The sequence below is a fragment of the Protaetiibacter mangrovi genome (assembly GCF_024752305.1).
Classification (GTDB): Bacteria; Actinomycetota; Actinomycetes; order Actinomycetales; family Microbacteriaceae; genus Homoserinibacter; species Homoserinibacter mangrovi.
Map to the genome: position 1 here is coordinate 517,227 of NZ_JANTHX010000004.1, position 20,322 is coordinate 537,548.

Here is a 20,322-nt window from a genome sequence, read left to right on the forward strand (position 1 = left end):
CCTCACCGCGCGGGCACCTCGAGCCGCTCGGCCAGGATCCGCGCCCGCGCCGCCTGCACCTCCGACGCCCGGCGGATGCTGAAGCCGCGCAGGCCGATGGGTGCGGTCACCTCGATCCGGTCGGCGACCACGCTGCCGTCGCCGTCGGGTTCGATCGTGTAGCCGTAGACCAGCTGCACGTTCCCCGGACTGTCGACGTCGCCGCCCACCCAGAACGAGCCGTCGTCCTCCCGGGTGCGGATCGTGACCCGGATCGCGTTGTCGTAGCGCAGGACGCCGAAGAACCGGAAGCGCTCGACCGCGACGTAGTGCACGGTGCCGTCGTCGTCGCGGCGCACGTCGCGCGCCTCGACGACGAGCGGCGACAGGCCCACGTAGCTGCGCGGATCGCGCAGGTGCGCGAAGACCGTGCGCGGCGGCGCTGCGATCCTGAACCGGATCTCCGAGACCTGCTCCATGCGACCCCTTCCGCCGCTCAGGCTAGCGATCCCGCGACCCCCTAGTTCTCCTTTCCGGGGTCGTGGCGGGCGGGTCGGGTGCCTAGCGTGACACCATGCGCACCCGACTCGGCGCGGCCGCGGGCCTCGCCGCGATCGCCCTCCTGCTGTCCGGCTGCACCGCATCCGGGTCGGGCCTCGACGGCGAGCCGGTCGAGGTCGACTTCGCCCTGCCGGACGCCGGTTCGCTCACCTCCCTCGGCGACGCCGGCTGGAGCTCCGGCGTGATGTTCGCCGTCGACGAGCTGATCGGGATGCTCCCCGAGCTGGCACCGCTGAGAGACGAGATCGCGGCCGACGACGCGGCGTTCGGCCAGTCGGTCGTGGAGAGCTTCGGGCTCGACGGTTCGGGGCTCGCCCAGAGCCTCGCCGGCGGAGGCCAGAGCCGGCCCGTGCGGGCGATCAGCGACGGGCAGGTGCTCGGCAACGTGCTGGTCGGAGGGTTCGCACCGGATGTCGTGAGCGCCGCGATGGACCAGGTCGACGAGGGCCAGCTGGGCGACCAGGACTCCGTCAGCGAGAACGGGCAGACGGTGACCCGCGACGAGGACGGCGACGTGAGCGTCGTGCTCGAGCGCGAATCCCAGGCGGGCGGCTCGGGGGGAACCGCCCATGCTGCCGAGAGCGTCCGCTACGACGGCACCTTCTGCCCCGGACCCGACGGCAGGTTCGACGCCATCGTGCAGACCTCGCGGAACGCCACCGGAACGGGTTCCGCGGGCGGGGCGAGCTACCAGCAGGACGTGCGCGTGGAGGCGGTCGGCGTGCTCGGCGAGGACGCCGCCCCCGAGAGCATGGACGTCACCGTCAGCCAGCGCACCACCCGCACCGACGCCGCAGGCTCCACCACCGCCGTCGCCACCGCCCAGCATGCGGACTGGGCCAGCTGGGGCGGGGGATCCGGACTCGCCCCCGGCGGCAACGCACCCCGCAAGACGGAGGACTCGATCGGCTCGTCGGAGGACGTCGCCCAGCTCGTCACCGACGGCCAGTCGCAGGGCGACGCGATCGCGCTCGGGCTCGTCAGCAACCTGATGCGGACGTGGTCCGACGGCGGCTGCGTGCGGATCGACACCGACGCCCCCGCGCGGGTGCAGCCGAAGAGCACGACCGACTTCACCATCCGGGTGCTGCGCAAGGTGACGGACACCGAGGTGACCGGACCGCTGCACCTGACCCTCGCGGGTGAGCACGACGTCGACCCGAAGGAGAGCGTGTCGACCGGCGGGTTCCACTACACCGCGGAAAAGCAGGGCACGACGGGCGAGCTCACGATCGTGGCGACGTCGCGGCAGGGCGGCGCCAAGCTCACCCACACCTTCACGACGCAAGCCGTCTACCGGGTGACGGGCGGATGGACCGGATTCGCCGTCGACACCACCATCTGCGGGGCGGACGTCTTCTCGACGCCGGCGTGGGGCCTCCAGCTCGCCGCCGGGGGCGGCGGCTACGCCTTCAGCGGCTCGACGATCGGGATGTCGTACGACGGGGGCGACGGCCACATCCTGGGTCTGCAGGGCAGCTGGACGCTCGCCGTCGACGAGGACGGCGCCCCGAGCGGCATCGACGCCCAGGTGAGCGGCATGGAGGCGACGGGCGCGGGCACCACGCATCCGAACGTCACCCCGATCGTCATGCAGTCCATCCACTTCGACATCACGCCGAGCGATGACGCCTCGGCGTGCGGATGACGGGAGTCACCATGAGACGTCTGTTCGCGCTCGCGGCGCTCGCCGCCGCCACCCTCGCGCTCACCGGATGCGGCATCGTCGCCCCGGAACCGCATCCGACGACGACAGGGCTCGCGATCGGCGGCGACGGTCAGGTCGACGGCGCGGACGACGGAGGCGACGGAGGCGACGGCGGCGACCCGTTCCCGCCCGAAATCCCGACGACGCTCGACGGCTGGACCGCGCGATACCAGAACCTGCCGTGGCTGGCCGACGACCTCGACAACGACGACTTCTTCATCACGGGCACCGTCGACGGCCACTCGGTGATGGGCTTCCTCTGCGGCTACGACGGCGAACCGCAGGGCTGGGCGCTCGGCACCGACGGCACCTACGTCGAGGTGGAGTTCCAGAGCGACGTCGACATCGACCTCACCGCGATGCGCGCGGAGCCGTACATCACGCTGCAGGCCATCGGCGGCTACGCGATCCCGGCCGAGGCGCAGGGCAGCCACGAGGTCGTCCCCGCGCTCGCCACGAACGAGGTGGACTCCGATCCCACCCACGATGTGCGCTCGACCCCGACGAACGCATCGGTGACGTTCGAGTTCCTCGGGGTTCCGACACCCGATCCCGATGCCTGCGACCGGGAGAGCTCGAGTCTGCAGGGCTGGGTGTACGCCGAGTTCGGCTACTGATCTCTATCCGTTTTGACAATCATTATCAATAACGACTAGCGTCGTGGCGTGCCCCGCCTTCGACCGCTCGCCCCCGTCGCCCTCCTCACCGCCGCCGCGCTCGCCCTCGGGGGGTGCACCGCGGATGATGCGACGGTCGGAGCGGACGGCATCCGCATCGTCGCGTCGACGAACGTCTACGGCGACATCGCCGCCACGATCGCGGGCGACGGCGCCTCGGTGACGTCGATCATCCACGACGCGGCGCAGGACCCGCACGAGTACGAGGCCGACGGACGCGACGCCCTCGCGATCTCACGGGCCGACATCGTGATCGTCAACGGCGGCGGCTACGACGACTTCATGACCGCGCTCCTCGACGCCCACGCCTCGGACGCGGTCACCGTCATCGACGTCGCGCAGCTCTCGGGGCTCGACCCCGAGGCGGAGCTGCACGACCACGGCGACGAGGGCGACGAGCATGACGACGAGGGCGTCGCGCACGACCACGGCGCCTTCAACGAGCACGTCTGGTACCACTTCGGCACCATGGCGACCGTCGGCTACGAGCTCGCGGAGAGCCTCGCCGGACGGGACCCCGCGCGCGCATCGGCGTTCGCGGATCGCGCCACGACCTTCTCGAACGGAATCGACGCGCTGCAGGCGCGTGCCGGCGAGCTGGCGGCGCGCAGCGGCGGGGCGCAGGTGGCGATCACCGAACCGGTGCCCCTCTACCTGCTCGAGGCCGCCGGCCTCGTGAACGCGACGCCCGAGGCCTTCAGCGAGGCGGTCGAGGAGGGGACCGATGCCCCCGCGCTCGTGGTGCAGCAGATGGTCGCGCTCGTGAGCGACGGCTCGGTCGCCCTGCTCGCCTACAACGAGCAGACCGTCGGCCCCCAGACCGAGGTCGTGCTCACCGCGGCGCAGGAGGCGGGCACGCCGGTGGTCTCGTTCAGCGAACTGCTGCCCGCCGGCGCGCACTACCTCGACTGGATGGCCGCGAACCTCGACGCCGTCGACGAGGCGTTGGCCTAGCGACCCCAGGCGGAGGCGGGGGCGACGACGACGGGCACCGCGTTGTAGTGCCAGTGCGAGCCGTTCGCGTAGTGGCCGGACGCCCAGTTCGACGCCCAGATCGCGGACTCGACCGACGCGGAGTCGACGCTCGCCTGGAAGGCGGCGACGATGCCGGCGTAGCTCTTGTGGGTCAGCAGCGCATCCGCGGCGTTGTGCGCCGCCGCCACCAGTGTGGTGTTGCTGCCGGTGCCGCCCGGGCCGTAGCTCGCGCCCCAACCGTTGTTGAGCGGGTTGTTCCGGTTCCACCACGAGTCGGTGTAGTTCTCCTGGCGCATCCAGCGCACGATGACCGTCACGTTGGAATCGCTCACCGGGAATCCGGCGTACAGCAGCACGAGCTTCGCCCAGTCGTAGTTGGTGCCTCCCGCGATGAAGGTCTCCTCGCCGTCGGTCGCGTCGTAGCTGTCGCGGGCGACGGCGCCGCTCGACTCCAGGTGCTCGGCGGTCGCGGCGGTCGAGACGTCGACGTCCTGCGCGTTGTCGTCGGCGTAGGCGGCGAGCAGGGCGGCCTCGGTGGGCGGCCCCGGAGGGGCGAGCGCGAACGCGGCGGTCAGACCGAACGACACCGCGATGGCTCCCGCCGCCAGCGTCCCCCGGGTGCGACGGCTCGCGCGGGAGGCGTCGAGCCGCTCGCGGAGTGTGCGGTAGATCGGGGGGAGCTGCGTCATAGGCGTTCCGGCGTCGCTCGAACGGGGGGAGCGGCGCGCACTCCAGGGTATCAGCGCGGGTGTGAGCCGCCTGGGAGGAATCCTGGCGGCGACCGGGACTCAGTCGGCGAGCACCGGATGCAGCTGGCGGCTCGCGAGGGCGAGCACCGCCTGGCGCGCCCCGGCCCCGAGCGCCTCGCCGACGCCGGCGCCCGCGAGGTGGGCGTCGAGGAATCCGGCGAAGAAGGCGTCACCCGCGCCGTTGGTGTCGACCACGTCGGCCGGCACCGCGGGGGTCGCCCACCGGACGCCGTCGCCGTCGAGCGCGATCGCCCCCTCCGCACCCAGCGTGCAGACGGCGAGCCGCGGTCCCGCCGCGAGGCAGCGTGCGAGCAGTGCCCAGGGGTCGTCCGTGCGGTCGGCGTTCATGAACACCACCTCGGCGGACTCGAGGAAGGGCCGGTGGAACGCGCTCTCGCCGTCGTAGTCGTGCAGGTCGGTCCAGACCGGCACGCCGCGCTCGCGGGCCTCGGGCAGGAGGTCGACGGCGCGGGGCGCGAGGTCGAGCACCGCGAGGTCGGCGTCGTCGAGCGGGGAGGGGGTGCGGCCGAGCGGTTCGGGGGTCGCCAGGTAGAGCGAGAGCCGGGCACCGGCGGGGGTCATGAGGTTGAGGTGCTGCTCGCTGCGCGAGGCGGGCCGGGTCCGGACCGCGACCCCCGCGCGGGCGAGCGCCGCGCGGATGCGCCCCCCGGCCTCGTCGTCGCCGACGAGCGCGTCGAGCACCACCTCCCGCCCGAGCGCGTGCAGGTGCAGGGACTTGCCGGCCGAGGTCCCGCCGAGCGCGTCGAACCAGTCGCGCGCGAACTCCATGTGCGGCACGGGATCGGGCAGCGCGTCGAGCACCACCATGCGGTTCCAGCTCGCGGGTCCGACGACGACGATGCGCGTCATCGGGGCGGCTCCGCCGGATGCGGCGCGCGCAGGCTCCGTCCCCCGAGGAACTCGAGCAGCGCGGCGGCGGTGTCCTCGAGCACGGGGCCGCGCCCGAAACTCCAGTCGGCATCCGTCGCGCGCAGCGCATGCCCGGAGACGACCGCGCGGATCTCGGTCGGCGCCGTCGTCGCGCGGGCGAGGGCGACGGCCCCACCGGCGCGCTCCGGAACCGCGGGCGGGGCGCCGAGGCGGGTGCAGAGGTCGAGGTAGGCGTACACCGCCCGATCGAGTTCGGCGAGCTTCACGCGGCGCGGCCGGCCATCGCGGCGCGGGGGAGCGGGGCGCAACGCCGCCTCGAACGCGGCGGCCGCCGCCTCGTCCGGATGCCGGGCGAGCGCCGCCGCGGCGGCCTCCCGCACGGCCGCGACGTCGCCCTCCCAGCCATCCGGCACGCCCGACTCGTCGACGCGCGGACGCCCGAAGAGGGGGAGCTCGCGCCACAGGTCCGACATGGTGCGCCCAGCATAGGCCGATCGCCGATGTGACTGTCACATCCGCGGCGACGGCTGTGTCATCATGGCCGGACGGCACCCGATCCCTGCGGTGCCGACGCACGCCCGAGGAAGTCACGTGACGATCGATCCGGTCTCCGGCCGCCCGCCGAGCATCCGCGATGTCGCGCGGCTCGCGGGCGTGTCGCACCAGACGGTGTCGCGCGTGCTCAACAACCACCCGAGCATCCGCGACACGACCCGGCAGCGGGTGCTCGACGTCATGGCCGAGCTGCAGTACCGGCCGAACCGGGCCGCCCGGGCGCTCGCCTCGAGCCGCTCGCGCACCATCGGCATCCTCTCGGCGATGAGCACCGACTACGGGCCGGCCTCGATCATGGCGAGCGTCGAGGCGGCGGCGCGGGCCAACGGCTACTGGGTGAGCATCGCCAACATCGACCCGAACGTCGAGGGCTCGATCTCGGACGCGCTCGACCAGCTGCGCGCCCAGGCGGTCGAGGCGATCGTCGTCGTCGCGCCGCAGAAGCGCGTGTTCGAGGCGCTCGCGAACCTCCCGTTCGAGGTGCCGTACGTGACCCTGCAGGCCGTCGGCGACGACGGTCACGCCCTGTTCTTCGACCAGTACGCGGGGGCGCGGCTCGCCACCCGTCACCTGCTCGAGCTCGGGCACCGCGCGATCTACCACCTCACCGGGCCGCAGAACTGGATCGAGGCCGACGCCCGCATGCAGGGATTCCTCGACGAGATGAACGCGTGGGATGCGCCCACGACCGCGCCGATCCTGGGGGACTGGACGGCGGACTTTGGCTACTTCGCCGGCCAGGAGCTGCTGCGGGTGCGCGACTTCACGGCCGTGTTCGCCTCGAACGACCAGATGGCGCTCGGCCTGCTGCACGCCTTCCGCGACGGCGGCGTCGACGTGCCGGGCGAGGTGAGCGTCGTCGGGTTCGACGACATCCCGGAGGCGGCCCACTTCTGGCCGCCGCTCACGACCGTGCGCCAGGACTTCGCGGAGCTCGGGCGCCGCGCGGTCTCGTTCGTGCTCGGCGAGCTCGACACGGAGGCCCACACGATCGATCCGCGGCTCCTGGTGCGCGCGTCTACCGCCGCGCCCGCGCGCTGATCGTCGTTATCCTCTCGAGACCTCGCCGACTTGACACCGCTCGCCGCCCGGGGGTTAGAGTGCTCGATGTGACCGGTAACAGTGACCGGTCACATTCAGGACGACGGAGTCGGGAGGCAGGACGGTGAACCGCTTCGAGCCGCGCATCGAGGTGGCTGTCGCGCGGGTCCGCGCCGACGTCGCCCGACTGCACAAGCTGCTCGTGCGCGGCGGACTCTCCACCTGGACCAGCGGCGTCGTCTCGGGACGGGTGCCCGGCGCCGACCTCTTCGTGATCAAGCCGAGCGGTCTCGACCACTCCGAGCTCGCCCCCGACAACATGGTGCTCGTCGACCTCGACGGCCAGGTCGTCGAAGGCACCCCCGGCGCCGAGCTGCTGCCCTCCCGCGGGGCCGCGATCCACGCCGCCCTCTACCGCCACTCGCCCGAGATCGGCGGCATCGTGCACACCCACTCGCCCTACGCGACCGCGTTCGCGCTGCGGGGCGAGGCCGTGCCGGTGCTCTCGACCACCGTCGCCGACGAGTTCGGCGGACCGGTGCCCGTCGTGCCGTACTCGACCCCGGACGCCGACCTCGCGGCCGACGTCGCCGCCACCCTCGACGCCCAGCCGAGCCGCGCCGTGCTGCTCGAGCGGCACGGCGCCTACACCGTGGGCGCCCGCGCCCGCGACGCCGTCCGAGCCGCCGTGCTGCTCGAAGACGCCGCCCGCGCCGTGCAGCTCGCCCGCGCCGGCGGTGCCGACATCCCCTCCCTCGACGCGCACGACGTCGAGGCGATCCGCGCACGCCGGCTGAGCGCCGACGCCGCGCGCCGCGACGCCGAGCGCGTCGCCGAGCTCGCCACGGCGGGCTCCTATCCGACCTCCCGACCGGGGAACACCCGGCCTGGTGGCGAGACCGGTTCATGGACGACGCCGGACTCGAACGGTTCCACCCCCGACAATGACGTCCGCACCAGAACACAGTGAAAGGAATGACCGTGAAGACGAAGAAGTTCGTTCTCGCCACGATCACGGCCGGCGCGATGCTCGCGCTTGCGGCCTGCTCGGGCACGGGTAACAGCGGCGACGGCGGCTCCGGCGACGGCGGCCTCATCGGCGTCGCCATGCCGACCAAGAGCTCGGAGCGCTGGATCCAGGACGGCAACGCCGTCAAGGCCGCCCTCGAGGCCGAGGGCTACACCGTCGACCTGCAGTACGCAGAGGACGACATCCCCACCCAGGTCTCGCAGGTCGAGAACATGATCACCAAGGGCGCCGAGGCGCTGATCATCGCCTCGATCGACGGCACCACCCTCACCGAGGTGCTGCAGACCGCCGCCGACGCCGACATCCCGGTGATCGCCTACGACCGTCTCATCAAGGGAACCGAGAACGTGGACTACTACGCCACGTTCGACAACTTCCTCGTGGGCCAGCAGCAGGCGTGGACCGTGCTCAACGGCCTCGGACTGACCGAGCTCGACGGCACCCCGATCGACGGTGCGCCCGAGGGTCCGTTCAACATCGAGCTGTTCGCCGGCTCGCTCGACGACAACAACGCGTTCTTCTTCTTCAACGGAGCCATGGACGTGCTGCAGCCCTACATCGACAACGGCACCCTCGTCGTCAAGTCGGGCCAGACCGCGATCGAGCAGGCCGCCACGCTGCGTTGGGACGGCGAGACCGCCCAGAGCCGCATGGAGGACCTCCTCACCGCGAACTACTCGGACGGCTCGAAGGTCGACGCGGTGCTGTCGCCCTACGACGGCATCTCGCGCGGCATCATCTCGGCCCTCACCGACGCCGGCTACACCGTCGGCGACGAGTGGCCGATCATCTCGGGCCAGGACGCCGAGGTCGACTCGGTCAAGGCGATCCTCTCGGGTGAGCAGTACGCGACCATCTTCAAGGACACCCGCGAGCTCGCGAAGGTGGCGGCGGGCATGGCCCTCGCCCTCCTGAACGGCGAGGAGCCCGAGGTCAACGACACCACGACGTACGACAACGACGTGAAGGTCGTGCCCTCGTACCTGCTCGCCCCGGTGCAGGTCGTGAAGGACAACGTCCAGGAAGCGCTCGTCGACACGGGCTACTGGACGGCCGAGGACCTGGGCCTCTAGGCCGGATCCGTTTCGGTCACCATGATGGTGGGGGAGGAGCGATCCTCCCCCACCTTCTCCGGAGTCAACGAGGAAAGTCGGCGAACGTGAGCAACAACATCCTGGAGATGCGCGGCATCACCAAGACCTTCCCGGGCGTCAAGGCGCTGTCGGATGTGACGATCGAGGTCGCCCGCGGCGAGATCCACGCCATCTGCGGCGAGAACGGCGCAGGCAAGTCCACCCTCATGAAGGTGCTGTCGGGCGTGTACCCGCACGGCAGCTACGAGGGCGACATCGTCTTCGAGGGCGAGACCGTGGCGTTCCGCGACCTCTCGGACTCCGAGGCCAAGGGCATCGTCATCATCCACCAGGAGCTCGCCCTCAGCCCCTACCTGTCGATCGCCGAGAACATCTTCCTCAACAACGAGGTCACGTCGCGCACCGGCCTCATCGACTGGAACAAGACCAACCACGAGGCCCGCACGCTGCTCGCGCGCGTCGGCCTGCGCGACAACCCGATGACGCCGATCCGCCAGCTGGGCGTCGGCAAGCAGCAGCTCGTCGAGATCGCCAAGGCGCTCTCCAAGCAGGTCAAGCTGCTCATCCTCGACGAGCCGACCGCGGCGCTCAACGACGAGGACTCGGACCACCTGCTCGATCTGATCCTGCACCTCAAGGGGCAGGGGATCACGTCGATCATCATCAGCCACAAGCTCAACGAGATCAAAAAGATCGCCGACTCGGTGACCGTCATCCGCGACGGCAAGACGATCGAGACGATGCAGCGCCAGGACGTCTCCGAGGAGCGCATCATCAAGGACATGGTCGGCCGCGACCTCGAGCACCGCTACCCCGACCACGAGCCGCACATCGGCGAGGAGCTGCTGCGCGTCGAGGACTGGACCGCCCACCACCCGCAGGACTCGAGCCGCGTCGTCGTCGACAACGTGAGCCTCAACGTGCGCGCCGGCGAGATCGTCGGCATCGCGGGCCTCATGGGCGCCGGCCGCACCGAGTTCGCGATGAGCCTCTTCGGCCACTCCTACGGATCGCGGATCTCGGGCAAGGTCTTCAAGCGCGGCAAGGAGATCAAGACGCGCACGGTCGCCGAGGCGATCCAGAACGGCATCGCCTACGCGACCGAGGACCGCAAGACCTACGGGCTCAACCTCATCGAGGACATCAAGCGCAACATCTCGATGGCCTCGCTGCGCAAGCTCGAGCGCTGGGGCCTCGTGCACGACAACGAGGAGTACAAGGTCGCCGACGACTTCCGGAAGTCGATGAACATCAAGGCGCCCAACGTGCTCGTCAAGACGGGCAAGCTCTCCGGCGGCAACCAACAGAAGGTGGTGCTGTCGAAGTGGATCTACTCCGATCCCGACGTGCTCATCCTCGATGAGCCCACCCGCGGCATCGACGTCGGCGCCAAGTACGAGATCTACACGATCATCAACAGGCTCGCGGCCGAGGGGAAGGGCATCATCGTCATCTCCTCCGAGCTGCCGGAGCTGCTCGGGATCTCGGATCGCATCTACGCGATCTCCGAGGGCCGGATCACCGGCGAGCTGCCCATCGAGGAGGCCACCCCGGAGGCCGTCCTCACCCTCATGACCATGGAACGCCCCCGCTGACCCGCGGACGACACGAAGGAACCGCAATGTCCGAACCCACTACCCCGACCCCGACGGAGTCGCAGGCGGTCGGCGGGAACGTCAACCCGGCAGACAACAAGTTCACCGCCTGGCTGAGCCACGTGCTCGCCGACCTCGGCAAGAACGGCATCTTCATCGCGCTCATCGCGGTGGTCGTGCTGTTCTCGTTCACGACGAACGGCATCCTGCTGCGCCCGCAGAACATCTCGAACCTCATCGTGCAGAACGGGTACATCCTCGTGCTCGCGATCGGCATGGTGATGGTCATCATCGCCGGCCACATCGACCTCTCGGTCGGATCGGTCGCCGCGTTCGTCGGCGCGTGCTCGGGCGTCTTCGCGGTGCACTGGGGCCTGCCCTGGTGGCTCTCGATCGCCCTGTCGCTGCTGATCGGCGCCCTCGTCGGCGTCTGGCAGGGCTTCTGGATCGCCTTCGTCGGCATCCCGGCGTTCATCGTGACGCTGGCGGGCATGCTCATCTTCCGCGGACTCGCGCTCGTGGTGCTCGGCAACGCCAACATCGGCTCCTTCCCCGCGGAGTACCGGGCGCTCGGCAACGGCTTCCTCACGAACGTGTTCGGCGAGTTCGAGATCGACCCGCTGACGCTCGCGATCGGCGGTCTCGCGATCGTGCTGCTCGTGATCCAGCAGCTGCGCTCGCGCCGGGGTCGCGTCAAGTACGGCCAGGAGGTCGAGCCGGCCGCGTGGTTCATCGTCAAGCTCGTACTCGTCTCGGCGGCGATCGCGTTCTTCGCGTACTCGCTCGCCTCGTACAAGGGCATCCCGGTCACCCTCATCGTGCTGGCGGCGCTCGTGCTCATCTACGGCATCGTCATGAGCCGCACGGTGTTCGGCCGCCACATCTACGCGATCGGCGGCAACCGCCACGCGGCCGAGCTCTCGGGCATCAAGACCCGTCGCGTCGACTTCTGGCTGTTCGTGAACATGGGCACGCTGGCGGCGCTCGCCGGCCTCATCTTCACGGCGCGACTCAACCTCGCCGGCCCGAAGGCCGGTGACGGTTTCGAGCTCGAGGCGATCTCGGCGGCCTTCATCGGCGGTGCGGCGGTGCAGGGCGGCGTCGGCACCATCGGCGGCGCGATCATCGGTGGTCTCATCATCGGCGTGCTCAACAACGGCATGTCGATCATGGGCATCGGCATCGAGTGGCAGCAGGCCGTCAAGGGCCTCGTGCTGCTGCTCGCGGTCGCCTTCGACGTCTACAACAAGCGGCGGTCCGGGCGCTCGTAGCCCGCATCATCCTGAGGCGTCACGTCGTGTCGCTTGCGCGTCGCGCAAGACGACACGACGTGACGCCTCGGTTGTCTTTCGGCGGGTCTTGCGTCGGGCTTGCGGGCGTCGCGACGCGGATGCTGCAAGAAGTCGACAGTTTCGCGGCAATTCACATGCAGGTCTTGTGAATCTCTGACGGCGAGACCTACAGTCGGGCTCGATTCTCGTCGCACGACGTCGTGCGGCCCCCACACGAGAGAAACGAGTCGACGATGACCCGTCCCCCCACCACCCTCGCCGTGCTGCTCGCCACGGCCCTCGCGGCGACCGGCGTGCTCGCCGGAACCGCATCCGCCTCCGCGTCGCCGGCGGCGCCCGTCGTGACGCGCGCCGCGATCGACCCCGCCCTCGTCGCCGGCCGAGGTGCCGAGCTGGGCGTCGTCCAGCAGGAGGCCGAGAACGCGACCCACACCGGCACCGTCATCGGACCGGACCGCACGGCCTACACGCTCGCCGCCGAGGCCTCGGGCCGGAGCGCGGTGCGACTCACCGCCGGGCAGTACGTCGAGTTCACCCTGCCCGCCGCGGCGAACGCGATCACGGTGCGCTACAGCATCCCGGACGCGCCGACCGGCGGCGGGATCACGGCGCCCCTCGGCGTCAAGGTCGGCAGCGGCCCGACCCGCACCATGACGCTGACCTCCCAGTACTCCTGGCTCTACAACCAGTACCCGTTCACGAACGACCCGAACGCGCAGCTGCTGCACCCCGACTGGTGGATCACCGAGTGCGGCTGCGTGCCGAGCCCGGACTACCAGGTGCAGACGCCGTTCCGTCCGATGCACTTCTACGACGAGCAGCGCATGCTGCTGGGGCGCAGCTACCCGGCCGGGACCGTCATCCGGCTCACCATGCCCGCCGGATCGAGCGCGGCATGGACGATCATCGACCTGCTCGACTCGCAGGCGGTCGGCGCGCCGCACGTGCGGCTGAAGGCCGCCAACGCGCTGCTGTTCGGCGCCGACCCCACCGGTCGGCGCGACTCCGCCCCCGCGATCGAGAAGGCCATCCGGTGGGCGAAGAAGCTGCACCTGCCGGTGTACGTGCCGCCGGGGGTCTACCGGGTCGACCGGCACATCGTCGTCGACGACGTCACGATCGAGGGTGCCGGCAGCTGGTACACGATCTTCCGCGGCTCGGAGGTCGCGCTCGCGGAGCCCGCCCCCGACGGCTCGGTGCACACGGGCGTCGGCTTCTCCGGCAGGGATGCCGCAGACGGCGGCAGCACGGACGTGCACCTGTCGGGCTTCGCGATCCAGGGCGACGTGCGCGAGCGCATCGACACCGACCAGGTCAACGGCATCGGGGGAGCGCTCAGCGACTCGACGGTCGACGACCTCTACATCCAGCACACCAAGGTGGGCATCTGGCTCGACGGCCCGATGTCGAACGTGACCATCAGCGACACCGTGATCGTCGACCAGATCGCCGACGGCGTGAACTTCCACCGGGGCGTGACCGATTCCACCGTGCGCAACTCCTCGATCCGCAACACGGGCGACGACGCGCTGGCCATGTGGGCCGAGGACGACCAGAACGCGCGCAACTCGTTCGTCGGCAACACGGTGCAGACGCCGACCCTCGCGAACGGCATCGCGCTCTACGGCGGCACCGACCTCACGGTGCAGGGCAACCTGGTGGCGGATCCCGTCCGCGAGGGCTCGGGCATCCACCTCGGTGCGCGTTTCGGGGCGGAGCCGTTCGCCGGCACGATCCGCGTGCAGGACAACACGACCGTGCGCGCCGGAACCTACGAGCTCAACTGGAACATCGGTCTGGGTGCGATCTGGCTGATGGCCCTCGACCGCTCGATCGACGCGGATGTGCAGGTGAGCGGCGACCACTTCCTCGACAGCACCTACAACGCGATCATGGTCGTCTCCGACTGGCCCGTGAAGGACCTCTACGAGATCCGCGGGGTGCACTTCGCGGACATCCGCGTCGACGGCACCGGCACCTCGGTGCTGAGCGCCCGCGCCGCGGGATCCGCCGACTTCCGGAACGTGGATGCGCGGAACGTCGGGGCGGTGGGCATCAACAACTGCGGCAGCTTCCATTTCACCCCCGCGGGCAGCGAGTTCGCGGTGACCGACCTCGGCGGCAACGACGGCGGCGGCACGACGGGGCCGTGGATGGCGGCGTGGGAGCTGCCGAACACGATCACCTGCGACGACCGCCCGCCGGTCGTGGTGCCGCCCGCCCCGTCGCCCTGGGTGCAGCCGTAGGCGCGGCTCAGCTCCGGGCGGCGATCTCGGCGCGGGCGTCGCGGTGGGCGCGGAGGACGGCCGCGCCCACCCACTCGCTGCCGCGGTAGATGTTGCCGCGGCCGAGCTCCGCAGCCAGCTGCGTCGCCCGCAGCTGGGTGATGACGCGCTGCTCGCTCGCCACGACCTTGAGCGTCGACCCGGCCTCGCGCAACCGTGCCGCATAGCGGCGCAGCACCTCGATGTGGGCGAGCCCGATCTGGTCGGTGCCGCGCAACCGCACGATCACCACCGAGTTGCGCGAGGAGGCGTCGACCTTGGGCAGCTGGGTCTCGAAGGTGGGCGCGCTCGCGAAGAACAGGCTGCCGTAGGGCTGCAGCACGACGATCTCGCCCGCTCCGACGTGCGGGCGCGGGCCGACCTCGCGCATCCGCCCGTCGTCGGTCAGCTCCACCTCGCGCACCCGCACGCGATTGGACTGCTGGGCGACGAAGAGGATGATGCCGAGTCCCACGCCGACGAGCTCCGCGAACTGCAGCGGGATGAGCAGGGTGAGCACGAAGGTCACCGCCATCACCGTGGTCTGGAGCGGGCCGGTCTTGATCACCGACATGACCCGTGTCGGCTTGATCGAGGTGACCCCGACGACGATGAGGAGTCCCGCGAGGGCCGGCATCGCGGTGAAGGAGACGAGCGGCGACGCGACGAGCACGACGAGGGCCATCACGGCGCCCGCGACGAAGAGCGCGAGCCGCGTGCGCCCGCCCGCCTGGATGACGAGGGAGGACGCCGACATCGAGCCGCCGACCGGCATGCCCTGGAAGACTCCCGCCACGATGTTGCCGACCCCCTGACCGACGATGTCGCGCGACGCGTTCGGCGTCCTGCCGTCGGGGGTGGGGAGCCCCGCCGAGACCCCGGCGCCCTGCACGATGCAGACGAAGGCGAGCGAGAACGCGGGCACGACGAGGTAGGCGATGTCGCCCCAGCTCGGCAGCACCGGCGCCGGCAGGCCGTGCGGCACCGTGACGAGGTCGCCGATGGTCGCGACGTGGGCGAGCGGCCCGAGGTCGACCGCCCAGGCCACGAGCGACCCGACGACCACGGCGATGACGAGGCCCAGGCTGCCGACGGGGGTCTGCGCGAAGAGCACGATGAGCAGCACCGTGAGCACGCCCACGAATACCGTGGACGGCTTCCAGTCGGCGACGTGCAGCATCGTGTCGACGGTGCGGATGACGCGGTTGTCGCCGCGGGCGTCGTAGCCGGTGAAGTTCGAGAGCTGGCCGAGCACGATGTTCACGCCGACCGCCGTGAGGAATCCCGTCATGACGGCCGTGGGGGCGAAGCGCACGAGCGTGCCGACCCGCAGCAGCCCGCCGACGACGAGCAGCACCCCCGCGATCATGCTCAGGGTGAACAGCGCCGCCTCCGGGTCGGGGCGGGACGCGAGGCCGGCGTCGGCGACGACGAGCGCCATCGCGCCCGTGGCCTGCACCGCGAGGAAGGCGCTCGACGTGACGAAGGCGGCGCCCACCATGCCGAACAGGTAGGCGTAGAGTCCGGCGATCGGGTTGACGCCCGCGAGCAGCCCGGATGCCAGACCGTCGGGCACGCTCTCGACGCCGAGCACGACTCCGGCGACGACGTCCTTGCCGAGGGTGCGCCGCGAGAACGCCGAAGCCACCCGGCCGCGCACCGCGGCGATCCCGGATGGGGGAGTCGCGGCAGCCATCCGGACCTCGCGCCTAGCTCGCGAGCGAGGTGAGCCGGCGCCCGGCGGTGAGCATGTGGGCGGCCATCGCCGAGGCCGCGGCGTCGCCGTCGCCGGCGCGGATCGCCTCCATGACCGCGCTGTGCTCGGCGAGCGCCGTGCGGGCGTGCTCGACGTCTTCGACCGCGCGATCCACCCACACCCGCAGCAGCGAGCGGATGATCTGCAGCAGGTCGACGAGCACGCTGTTGCCGGTCGTGTGCGCGAGCTCGAGGTGGAACTGGAGGTCGGATTCGACGAAGGTCGGCAGGTCGTCGAGGCTCGCCCGCATGCTGCCCAGGTGCGCCTCGAGGCGGGCGGCGCCGTCGGCGGTGATCCGCTCGGCGGCGAGCCGCGCGGCGTAGATCTCGAGGGCGCCGCGCACCTCGGCGAGCTCCTCGGTCGACCGGTGCCCGATCAGGATCCCCCAGCTGAGGCTCTGCGGCAGCAGCTCGCTCGTGGCCGAGCGCAGGTAGGTGCCGGATCCGGGTCGCACGTCGACGACGCCGAGCACCTCGAGTGCGGCGAGCGCCTCGCGGACGGCCGAGCGGCCGACCTCGAGGGTGGCGGCGAGCTGGCGCTCCGGTGGCAGGCGCGTGCCGGGCGCGATCTCCCCGCTCGTGAAGAGCTCCAGCAGCCTCGTGGTGACCGCGGAGACGGGGCTGCCGGACGGAAGACGACCGAGCGACGCCGAGATGACGTCCGATTCGTCCTTGGGGTATGCCGGCATGCGGGTAACGCTAGCAAGGAGGATCCGCCGCGTGAGGCGCCGAACGGAGGGGGCGCGAGAGATTTACCGGGAATCCGGTCAACCGGTTGACATTGGCGAACCGGTTGACCAATAATGATCCTCGAACGCGCGAACCCAGCGCGGGACAACGACGTCATCAGTAAGAAGGAGTCGACGTGGACACCACATCCACCGCATCGCCGCTCGAGAAGTCGGCAATCAGGAAGGTCGCGGTACGGCTCGTGCCGTTCGTGGCCCTGATGTTCTTCATCAACTACCTCGATCGCACCGCGATCGGGTTCGCCGCACCGAACGGGATGAACGACGACCTCGCCCTCTCGGCGGCTCAGTTCGGGTTCGCCTCGGGCGTGTTCTTCATCGGCTACATCCTGCTCGAGGTGCCGTCGAACCTGGCCCTGCACCGCTTCGGCGCCCGTCGCTGGCTGTCGCGCATCATGGTCAGCTGGGGCATCGTCGCGCTGCTCTTCACCTGGGTGCAGAACTTCGAGCAGCTGACGATCCTGCGCTTCATCCTCGGCGTCGCGGAGGCCGGCTTCTTCCCCGGCGCGATCCTCTTCCTCTCGCTGTGGGTGCCGTCGAAGCACCGCAGCAAGATCCTCGCCCTCTTCTACCTGGCTCAGCCGCTGACCACCGTGATCGGCGCCCCGCTCGCCGGCCTCCTCATCCAGCAGCACGGGGTCTTCTTCGGCCTCGAGGGATGGCGCTTCATGTACTTCGGCGTCGCGATCCCGGCGATCATCATCGGCGTCATCGCGTGGTTCTACCTGAAGGACAAGCCCGCCGACGCCAAGTGGCTCACGACCGAGGAGCAGGAGTGGCTGACCGCCGCCCTCGCCTCCGAGAAGGCGGCGACCGAGAAGGTCGAGGCCAAGCACGACTGGAAGTCCGCGTTCCGCAGCGGACGCGTCTGGATGCTCGCCTTCGTCTACTTCGGCTTCATCTACGGCCTCTACGCCCTGGCGTTCTTCCTCCCGACGATCATCGAGGGCTTCCAGTCGCAGTTCGACGTGACCTTCGACGTGTTCCAGAAGGGCCTCATCACGGCGATCCCGTACGTGCCCGCCGCCATCGCGCTCTGGCTGTGGTCGCGTGACGCCTCGCGTCGGGGCCTCAAGACCTGGCACATCGTGATCCCCGCGGTGGCGGGTGCCGTCGCGATCCCGCTCGCCCTGTTCGCCGGCAGCCCGGCGGCGACGATCGCCCTCATCGCGGTCACCGCGATGGCGATCTTCTCGGCCCTGCCGAACTTCTGGACGCTGCCCACCCGGTTCCTGACGGGGGCGGCCGCCGCAGCGGGCGTCGCGCTCATCAACACGATCGGCAACCTCGCCGGCTTCAGCGCCCCGTACATCACGGGCGCCGTGCACGACTGGACCGGCGGCTACCAGGTGCCGATGTTCATCGTGGGCGGGTTCATGCTGCTCTCGGCCGTGCTCATGGTGCTGCTCGCACGGCGGGGGGCGACCGCCGTCCCGACGGCGCAGTCCGACGTGCCGGTGACGGCCACCGCGCAGGACCCCGGCAAGTAACGATCCGGACCCGGGCGGCGGTCGACTCGACCGGCCGCCGCCCGGCCCACGTGAGGAGCACTCCCATGACCCGCCTGTTCAACGAACCCGCAGCCTTCGCGGATGAGCTCGTCGCCGGGTTCGTGGCCGCGAACCGCGGCCGCGTGCGCGCGGTGCACGGGGGTGTGGCGCGGGCGACCCGCTCGGAGCCGGGCACGGTGGCTCTCGTCGTGGGCGGCGGGTCGGGGCACTATCCGGCGTTCGGCGGGCTGGTCGGTGCGGGACTGGCCCACGGGGCGGCGATGGGCAATCTGTTCGCCTCGCCGTCGACGCAGCAGGTGCTCTCGGTGGCGCGGGCGGCGGAGCACGGCGGGGGTGTGCTGCTGTCCTACGGCAACTACGCGGGTGATGTGCTGAACTTCGACGCCGCCGAGGCGCAGTTGATCGCGGAGGGCATCCCGACGCGGACGGTGCGGGTGACCGACGACATCTCCTCGGCTTCGGTGGCGGAGAAGCACAGGCGTCGTGGGATCGCGGGTGACCTGGTGGTGTTCAAGGTCGCGGGTGCGGCGGCGGAGGCCGGGTACGAGCTGGACGAGGTGGTGCGGGTCGCGACCCTCGCGAACGAGCGCACCCGCAGTTTCGGGGTGGCGTTCACGGGTTGCACGTTGCCGGGTGCGGCGGAGCCGTTGTTCACGGTGCCGGAGGGGCGGATGGCGCTCGGGCTCGGCATCCACGGCGAGCCGGGGATCGGGGAGACCGACATCCCGACCGCGGACGGGTTGGCGGAGATCTTCGTCGAGGCGCTGCTCGGGGAGCTGCCGGACGGGGTGGACGCTCCTGCGGGTCAGCGGGTGGTGGTGGTCTTGAACGGTCTCGGCTCGGTGAAGTACGAGGAGCTGTACGTGGTGTACGGGGGCATCGCCCGCCGTCTGGAGGAGGCGGGGGTCGAGATCGTCGAGCCCGAGGTGGGCGAGTTCTGCACCTCGTTCGACATGGCGGGCGCCTCGCTGACCCTGGTCTGGCTCGACGAGGAACTCGAGACCCTGTGGGCGGCACCCGCTGACGCCCCCGGCTACCGCAAGGGATCCGTCCCGCCGCGCGAGGCGGTCGAGGCCGATCCCGAACCGCAGACCTCCTCGGAGGCCGTGATGGCGCCGGCCTCCGAGGGCTCCCGCCGTGCCGCGGCACGCGTCACCGCTGCGCTCGACGCGACCGCCGCCGTGATCGACGCGCACGTCGACGAGCTCGGACGCATCGACGCGGTCGCCGGCGACGGAGACCACGGCATCGGCATGCAACGCGGAGCCACCGCGGCCGCCGTCGCCGCACGCGACGCGCACGACGCCGGTGCGGGCGCGGGCACGGTACTCGTCCGGGCGGCCGACGCCTGGTCGGACCGCGCGGGCGGCACCTCCGGTGCGCTGTGGGGCGTGATGCTGCGCGCCCTCGGCACGCGTATCGGTGACGAGGTCGCGCCCGACGCCGCGACCCTCGCCCTCGGCGCCCGCGAGGCGCTCGACGGCATCCGCGCCTACGGCAAGGCGGAGGTCGGCGACAAGACCATGGTCGACGCCATCGTGCCGTTCGTCGAGGTGCTCGAGACGCGCGTCGCCGCCGGCGACGAGCTCGCCGACGCCTGGGATGCCGCATCGGCGGCCGCGACCGAGGCGGCCGCGGCGACCGCCGAGCTGCTGCCGCGGATGGGTCGCGCCCGTCCCCACGCCGAGCGCAGCCTCGGCACGCCCGACGCGGGCGCCCACTCCTTCGGCCTCGTGGTGACCGCCGCGGCCGCCGCCCTCTCGCGAAAGGACACCGTTCGATGACCGCCCTGCAGCCCCTGCGGATCGTGGTCGGCGCCGACGACGCCGGCTACCAGTACAAGGAAGCCCTCAAAGCCGACCTCGAGACCAGCGACCTCGTCGCCTCCGTCATCGA

The 20,322-nt window shown here is 70.9% G+C and carries 17 protein-coding genes; 11 read left to right on the forward strand and 6 right to left on the reverse strand.

Annotated elements, in window-relative coordinates; translation table 11 throughout:
- Positions 1-2: 2 nt before the first annotated feature.
- The gene (locus NUH29_RS04735) at positions 3-458 is read right to left on the reverse strand and encodes an SRPBCC family protein (protein ID WP_258797858.1); all 456 of its coding nucleotides are present in this window, start codon (positions 456-458) and stop codon (positions 3-5) included.
- Between the two features lie 95 nt (positions 459-553).
- On the opposite strand from NUH29_RS04735, the gene NUH29_RS04740 reads away from it, so the two are divergent.
- From NUH29_RS04740 to NUH29_RS04750, 3 genes are read left to right on the forward strand one after another with little or no spacing between them, the layout of a single operon-like run.
- A complete protein-coding gene (locus tag NUH29_RS04740) occupies positions 554-2,188 on the forward strand; it encodes a hypothetical protein (protein WP_258797859.1) in 1,635 nt (544 codons plus the stop codon).
- 11 nt (positions 2,189-2,199) lie between these two features.
- Positions 2,200-2,865, forward strand: coding sequence for a hypothetical protein (locus tag NUH29_RS04745; protein WP_258797860.1), 666 nt, complete (start codon positions 2,200-2,202; stop codon positions 2,863-2,865).
- Between the two features lie 48 nt (positions 2,866-2,913).
- A complete protein-coding gene (locus NUH29_RS04750) occupies positions 2,914-3,879 on the forward strand; it encodes a metal ABC transporter solute-binding protein, Zn/Mn family (RefSeq protein WP_258797861.1) in 966 nt (321 codons plus the stop codon).
- On the opposite strand, the gene NUH29_RS04755 is transcribed toward NUH29_RS04750, so the two are convergent.
- From NUH29_RS04755 to NUH29_RS04765, 3 genes are all read right to left on the reverse strand, one after another.
- Positions 3,876-4,589, reverse strand: coding sequence for a hypothetical protein (locus tag NUH29_RS04755; RefSeq protein ID WP_258797862.1), 714 nt, complete (start codon positions 4,587-4,589; stop codon positions 3,876-3,878). The genes NUH29_RS04750 and NUH29_RS04755 overlap by 4 nt on opposite strands.
- Before the next feature lie 99 nt (positions 4,590-4,688).
- Complete coding sequence (locus tag NUH29_RS04760) at positions 4,689-5,519, reverse strand: carbohydrate kinase family protein (RefSeq protein WP_258797863.1); 831 nt, start codon at positions 5,517-5,519, stop codon at positions 4,689-4,691.
- A complete protein-coding gene (locus tag NUH29_RS04765) occupies positions 5,516-6,013 on the reverse strand; it encodes a hypothetical protein (RefSeq protein WP_258797864.1) in 498 nt (165 codons plus the stop codon). The genes NUH29_RS04760 and NUH29_RS04765 overlap by 4 nt, the downstream gene beginning before the upstream one ends.
- Positions 6,014-6,131: 118 nt before the next feature.
- Between NUH29_RS04765 and NUH29_RS04770 the strand changes: the two genes are divergently transcribed.
- From NUH29_RS04770 to NUH29_RS04795, 6 genes are all read left to right on the forward strand, one after another.
- Positions 6,132-7,136 (forward strand): LacI family DNA-binding transcriptional regulator, encoded by a 1,005-nt coding sequence (locus NUH29_RS04770; RefSeq protein WP_258797865.1) that lies wholly within the window; start codon positions 6,132-6,134, stop codon positions 7,134-7,136.
- Between the two features lie 124 nt (positions 7,137-7,260).
- Positions 7,261-8,106, forward strand: a complete 846-nt coding sequence (locus NUH29_RS04775; RefSeq protein WP_258797866.1) for a class II aldolase/adducin family protein — start codon at positions 7,261-7,263, stop codon at positions 8,104-8,106.
- Between the two features lie 5 nt (positions 8,107-8,111).
- Entirely contained in the window at positions 8,112-9,239 is a 1,128-nt protein-coding gene (gene chvE, locus NUH29_RS04780) for a multiple monosaccharide ABC transporter substrate-binding protein (RefSeq protein WP_373317433.1), read from the forward strand.
- An 86-nt stretch (positions 9,240-9,325) separates the two neighbouring features.
- Entirely contained in the window at positions 9,326-10,855 is a 1,530-nt protein-coding gene (mmsA, locus tag NUH29_RS04785; protein WP_258797867.1) for a multiple monosaccharide ABC transporter ATP-binding protein, read from the forward strand.
- 26 nt (positions 10,856-10,881) lie between these two features.
- On the forward strand, positions 10,882-12,126 hold the full coding sequence (gene mmsB / locus NUH29_RS04790) for a multiple monosaccharide ABC transporter permease (protein ID WP_258797868.1): 1,245 nt from the start codon (positions 10,882-10,884) through the stop codon (positions 12,124-12,126).
- A gap of 254 nt (positions 12,127-12,380) precedes the next feature.
- On the forward strand, positions 12,381-14,393 hold the full coding sequence (locus NUH29_RS04795) for a glycosyl hydrolase family 28-related protein (protein WP_258797869.1): 2,013 nt from the start codon (positions 12,381-12,383) through the stop codon (positions 14,391-14,393).
- Positions 14,394-14,400: 7 nt separating this feature from the next.
- Here NUH29_RS04795 and NUH29_RS04800 read toward each other — a convergent pair whose 3' ends face one another.
- The gene (locus NUH29_RS04800) at positions 14,401-16,107 is read right to left on the reverse strand and encodes a SulP family inorganic anion transporter (protein ID WP_258797870.1); all 1,707 of its coding nucleotides are present in this window, start codon (positions 16,105-16,107) and stop codon (positions 14,401-14,403) included.
- Between the two features lie 13 nt (positions 16,108-16,120).
- Positions 16,121-16,855: a FadR/GntR family transcriptional regulator gene (locus NUH29_RS04805; RefSeq protein ID WP_258797871.1), complete on the reverse strand. Its 735-nt coding sequence runs from the start codon at positions 16,853-16,855 to the stop codon at positions 16,121-16,123.
- A gap of 260 nt (positions 16,856-17,115) precedes the next feature.
- On the opposite strand from NUH29_RS04805, the gene NUH29_RS04810 reads away from it, so the two are divergent.
- Both NUH29_RS04810 and NUH29_RS04815 read left to right on the forward strand, forming a co-directional pair.
- Positions 17,116-18,405: an MFS transporter gene (locus NUH29_RS04810; protein ID WP_373317435.1), complete on the forward strand. Its 1,290-nt coding sequence runs from the start codon at positions 17,116-17,118 to the stop codon at positions 18,403-18,405.
- 65 nt (positions 18,406-18,470) lie between these two features.
- Positions 18,471-20,210 carry a dihydroxyacetone kinase family protein gene (locus tag NUH29_RS04815; protein WP_258797873.1) on the forward strand — a complete coding sequence of 580 codons (1,740 nt, stop codon included), beginning with the start codon at positions 18,471-18,473 and terminating at the stop codon, positions 20,208-20,210.
- Positions 20,211-20,322 lie beyond the last annotated feature (112 nt).